Origin of the sequence: Terriglobus sp. YAF25, from assembly GCF_052113305.1 — a bacterium.
Lineage (GTDB): Bacteria > Acidobacteriota > Terriglobia > Terriglobales > Acidobacteriaceae > Terriglobus.
On sequence record NZ_JBFRCY010000451.1, the window covers coordinates 1 to 5,033 of the forward strand.

A 5,033-nucleotide genomic window follows, 5' to 3' on the forward strand; every position below is an offset into this window, starting at 1 on the left:
AGGGCCTAAGTATTACAACCTGGATCTTTCACTGAGCCGCAACTTCCAGCTATACGAACGTTTGAAGCTGCAGATGCGCCTCGAAGGCTTCAACGTTTTCAACCATCCATTCTTTGGGACGTCGGGCGGAAGTGGCTTCACCACTACTTTGAGCTCGGGTACATTCGGTAACGCCACCGCCGCTTACGATCCACGTATCTTCCAGGCGGCGGCGAAGTTCAACTTCTAACCGTACTGCTAAGCGAAAGGGCCCCCGCGATGCGGTGGCCCTTTCGCTTGTTACCTGTCATGAGAATGTTCGCCCCGCCCTCGACAACAAAATAATGCAGTCTGCCTACCAGGTATGAAAAGCCTCTACCGAGGGCGCTCCGGTCTTTCCGTCGATCACGCTGGTCTTCAGCACGACCTCGATATTCTTCTGGCCAAGTCCATCACCGATCCGCTCCTTGAGCCATTCCAGATAATCGGGATTGCTTACGAACTCGGTCGCGGCCTCCGTACCGTTTCGTCCCAGACCTGCGAGCACCACAACAATATTTCCGGTAGTCGGATTACGGAAGCGGGCGACCAAGGCATAGTCATCGGCGCTCGAATAGGAACGGGTACGGTCACGCTCCCAATGCTTTGAGGGATCCTGTGCGTCCAGAATCGTTCCCTCTGGTTCGGTGCTGAAGTGATAACGCAGATCGGACAGCAGCCGGATGCTCCAGTCGTTGTTGTATCCACCAAGCAGAACTACCGGACGGTCTCGCAGCTCGGTCAACGGCAGCGCGACTGACGACTGCACCTCGTACCGGACGCCCTCACGCTGCAGTAGACCGCCGAGCTGCCCTATCGACGTCGCGATCTGCATCGAGACGAACGGATACTGGATATCCTTGCCTGCGGTAGCCACTCCCGATGCTCGCTCGGGAGCGAAGACCACGCCTCCGGGACAGAGCAGGGTGCTGCGTCCTTCACTTGCCACCGGCCGCCAGAACTGATCGACCACATCTGCACGGTGCGGCCGGAAACGCCATATGCTGACCGCAGATGTTGCCAGCAGTAGCAGACTGACGCCTGCAATCCAGTTGCGACCGCGCCAACTGGACGACGACGGCGCAGACTCCTTAGTGATTACCGCGTCCGGTCCCGGAAGCAGGTCCACTGAAAGAGCTGTAGCTGGTCTCTCCTTTAATACWGGAGTGCCGGCCGGATCCTCTTCCAAAAGAAGAAACTCGGGTGTGTACGATCCCGTCGGCAGGACGATTTGCATACGGTCGTTTGGATGGTCGCGGTAGTAGAGCGACAGCCGCTTCCGAACCTCACCGGCCGTAAAGCGGACGATCGTATCGGCATTGGTATCGTAGTCCGCCGGACGTTGAAAAACCTCAATGCCCAGCGTCCGCTCTTTGAGGTCTCCCCTTCCGTTCAGCGAACTCTCCACCACATACCGCAGCAATGCCGGATACCGCTTGCTGTTGCAGAAGTGAGGGCTGGCGAGGATCGACTCCATCTCCCGCAGAACGGTCTCTCGATCCTGCGCGGTGACCGGCTGCCAAGCCGCCCAATCTGTCTTCATAGTGCTCATATTCCGGGGCAGAGTTCATCATACGGCAATCGCAGAGGGCGCGTCCCGACGTTTGAAACAAGCTGCAACAATATATCCATCCCGTTCCATACAAACCACTTACAAGCCAACACCTGGATACAAACCGTGAGTCACTTGCAAGTCGTTCTCATGGGAACCGAAGGTGGGCGCTGCTTTGCCCATACACCCTGACAAGAGGTGAGAAGGCGGGTTCCGCTGCGTGGCGGAGGGCTCTGGCACATGCACAGGTTCAAACGCCAGGCCGCTTTAGGAGGTACATATGAAGATGTTCGGCAGACTGCTGCTGCTTTTCCTGCTTGTCGCAGGGATCGCTCAGGCACAGCTCACCACGGCGACGATCGTCGGCAATATCCAGGACACATCCGGTGCGGTCATCCCGGGCGCCCAGGTCACAGCAATCAACCAGGAAACCAAATTCACCCGTCAGGTCACATCCGGCTCGGACGGAGCCTACCGTCTGGACTTCCTTCCAGTCGGCACCTATTCCCTCAAGGTTGAGGCAGCCGGCTTCCAGAGCAAGCAGCAGCAAGGGGTCGTACTGACGCTGAATGCCGAAGTACATTTCGACGCCAGCCTGAATATCGGCGAAGCGACACAGACCGTCGACGTCTCGTCCAACGAGCTTCCTCTGGTTGAGACCTCGAACGCGACCCTGGGCCGCACGGTCACCAACCAGGAAGTCGACAACCTGCCGATCGTCAACCGTAACGTCTATGACCTGCTCACCCTCACTCCGGGTGTCCAGTCGAGCTCCAACGTCAATACGCTGGGGTATCCCCAGCAGGTGGTTTACATGAACGGCGGAACCGATAACTTCGTCGGCTCTGTCAGCTACTACCTCGATGGCGGACTGAACATGACCTTCATCCGCAATACCGGTAACGTGCTGCCCAACCCGGATGCGTTGCGCGAGTTCAACGTCCAGACCAACAACTACAACGCCCTGTACGGCCGTATGTCCTCCGGTCTGGTCAATGTTGTCACCAAGAGCGGCACCAACAAGATCCACGGATCCATCTTCGAGTTCCACCGTGAGACCAACTTCGCCGCCGCTCCGGCCTTCAGCGCTCCTGGTCCGAAGGCTCCTCTACACCGCAACCAGTTCGGAGCAACGCTCGGCGGTCCTATCTGGAAGGACAAGACCTTCTTCTTCGGCTCCTACGCCGGTCTGCGCCAGATCACATCGAGCACCTACAACGGCGCCCTTGTCCCCACTGCTGCCCAGCGTGCCGGTGACTTCAGCGCTAACCTGCCAGCGAGCGGCACTCCGTCCAGCTGCCCCAGCAATAGCTCCAGTGTCGTCTTTGTTGTCTGCGATCCTGTCACGCGTACGCCCCGTCCGGGTAACAAGCTGGCATCCAGCCAACTTGATCCAACGGTACAGCGCCTTCTCGCCCGCATTCCTCTTCCCAACGCGACCGGCATCGACACTGCCTCGGGCCGTACGACCTATCGCTGGCAGGGCATCATTCCGAGCACGTTGAATACGGACGAGTTCCTGATCAAAGTCGACCATCAGATCGGCACTCATCGTTTGCAGGGGATGTATTTCAATACGGCGGGCAATCAGCAGCAGAGCCCCGGCGGCAATATCGACTGGTCACGCCAGAACTTTGTCTATCGCCAGCAGAACGGCAACCTCTCCGATACCTGGACGCCGTCGGCGAATGTCGTCAACCAGATATGGCTGAACTACACCCGCATGATCGGTGGCCGTATCAACACGCCGCAACTGTCGCTTACCGACTTCGGCTCCAGCTTCGGCATCCAGGGCGCGTCCATGCTGCCACAGCTTACTGTCAGCGGATACTTCACCGCCGCCCAGGCCATCAGCGGTCCGGTCACCGGTACCAACTTCTACTCGCTGCGTGATGTTGTCAGCATCACCCGCGGCAAACACACCTTCTCGTTCGGTGCTGAAACCTCGCTGAATAAGGATCTGCAGTACACCTACCTGAACAACTACGGCGTCTTCGCCTTCCAGCGCGCCACCGCACGCACCAATGCGGAGATCTCCGACTTCATCGCCGGTCTTCCGGCAACGATGAACCAGGACTCCCCTGTCCAGGCTGCCGATAGCTCCTGGTTCAGCGGCATCTTCGCCCAGGACGACTATCGCATCTTCCGCAACCTGACCGTCAACCTGGGTCTTCGTTGGGATGTACAGACCTCGCCGACCGATCCGAAGGACCGTCAGTCAACCTTCGTCGCCGGGCAGAAGTCCACGATCTATCCCACTGCGCGATGCACGCTCCTTCCCCAATGGCAATCCGTATCCCTATGTCTATGACCCGAAGAATCCGCGTCCGTTCATCGCTCCGGCACAGGTTCAGGGCATCGATCTGGATTATCAGTGGCCGTACGTCTATCAGACCAACTTCTCCGTCCAGCAGCAGGTAACGAACTCGATCGCTGTCTCTGTCAGCTATGTCGGTTCGTTCAGCCATGATGTTCCCTTTGCTCCGGATATCAACTACCCGATCTACGCCACTGCCGCCAATCCAGTGAATGGCGTGACGACGAGCACTACAAGCAACTATGATTCCCGGCGTCCCATCCAGGGAGGTCTCGGCATCATCAATCTCATCCAGTCTAGACAGCGGGCCAACTATCACGGTTTGCAGATCACGGGCGAGAAACGTCTGAGCCATCAGTTCTCGGTCAAGGCCTTCTACACCTGGTCGAAGACGCTGTCGAGCGCCTCGGTGAACAATAGCGGCGCTGTCATCGGCACCGCGCAGGACTTCAACCGCATTCAGGACGAGTACGGCAGCAGCGATACCGATCTGCGTCATCAGGCCAATATCTCCGCAATCTGGAAGCCCGCCTTCTTCACCAGCTCGCCACGCTATGTGCGTGAAGTGGTGAACGGCTGGACGATCTCCGGCATTGCACAACTCAACGCCGGAACACCGTTCAGCGTGACCACTGGAGTGGATAACAACTTCGATGGCTACACCTCTGACCGTGCCAATCTCTCCGGCAATGCCGATGTAGGGATCACCCGCGGACGCTCGCGGGCCGACAAGATCAGTGCCTACTTCAACCCTGCTGCATTCTGCTCGTATACCGGCAGCACGGCTACGTGCCCCGCGGGTGTCGGTCCAGGCGGACTGGATGGCACAACCCGCCGCAACAACTTCTTCGGCCCTGGAAACCGTGTCATCAACGCCGCGCTCTTCCGCGACTTCGGCGTCTATGAAGCGGTGAAGTTCCAGCTCCGTGCCGAGGTCAACAACGTCTTCAACCTCGTMAATCTTAACAATCCGACCACCTCGCTCAACTCCGGTAACTTCGGCAAGATCACCGGCGCCTACGGCGTGCCCCGTCAGATTCAGATTGGCGGACGAATCCTCTTCTAACCACAGGAGCAATTACGTGCGAGACGCAATCATGGAAGTGTCACGCCGTGCCTTCTGCACCGGCGCTACGGCGGCAGCTC

General features: G+C 58.3%; 4 protein-coding genes. 3 read left to right on the forward strand and 1 reads right to left on the reverse strand.

Annotation, left to right across the window (positions count from 1 at the left end):
• Positions 1–229, forward strand: a 229-nt coding sequence (locus AB4043_RS17710; RefSeq protein WP_442307663.1) for a hypothetical protein, incomplete at its 5' end; no start/stop codon positions are given.
• A gap of 105 nt (positions 230–334) precedes the next feature.
• Here the strand turns inward: AB4043_RS17710 and AB4043_RS17715 are convergent.
• The gene (locus AB4043_RS17715; RefSeq protein WP_442301334.1) at positions 335–1,561 is read right to left on the reverse strand and encodes a hypothetical protein; all 1,227 of its coding nucleotides are present in this window, start codon (positions 1,559–1,561) and stop codon (positions 335–337) included.
• Positions 1,562–1,856: 295 nt separating this feature from the next.
• Here AB4043_RS17715 and AB4043_RS17720 point away from each other — a divergent pair, with 295 nt between their 5' ends.
• Positions 1,857–3,881, forward strand: a complete 2,025-nt coding sequence (locus tag AB4043_RS17720) for a carboxypeptidase regulatory-like domain-containing protein (protein WP_442307664.1) — start codon at positions 1,857–1,859, stop codon at positions 3,879–3,881.
• On the forward strand, positions 3,829–4,953 hold the full coding sequence (locus AB4043_RS17725) for a hypothetical protein (RefSeq protein ID WP_442307665.1): 1,125 nt from the start codon (positions 3,829–3,831) through the stop codon (positions 4,951–4,953). The genes AB4043_RS17720 and AB4043_RS17725 overlap by 53 nt, the downstream gene beginning before the upstream one ends.
• Positions 4,954–5,033 lie beyond the last annotated feature (80 nt).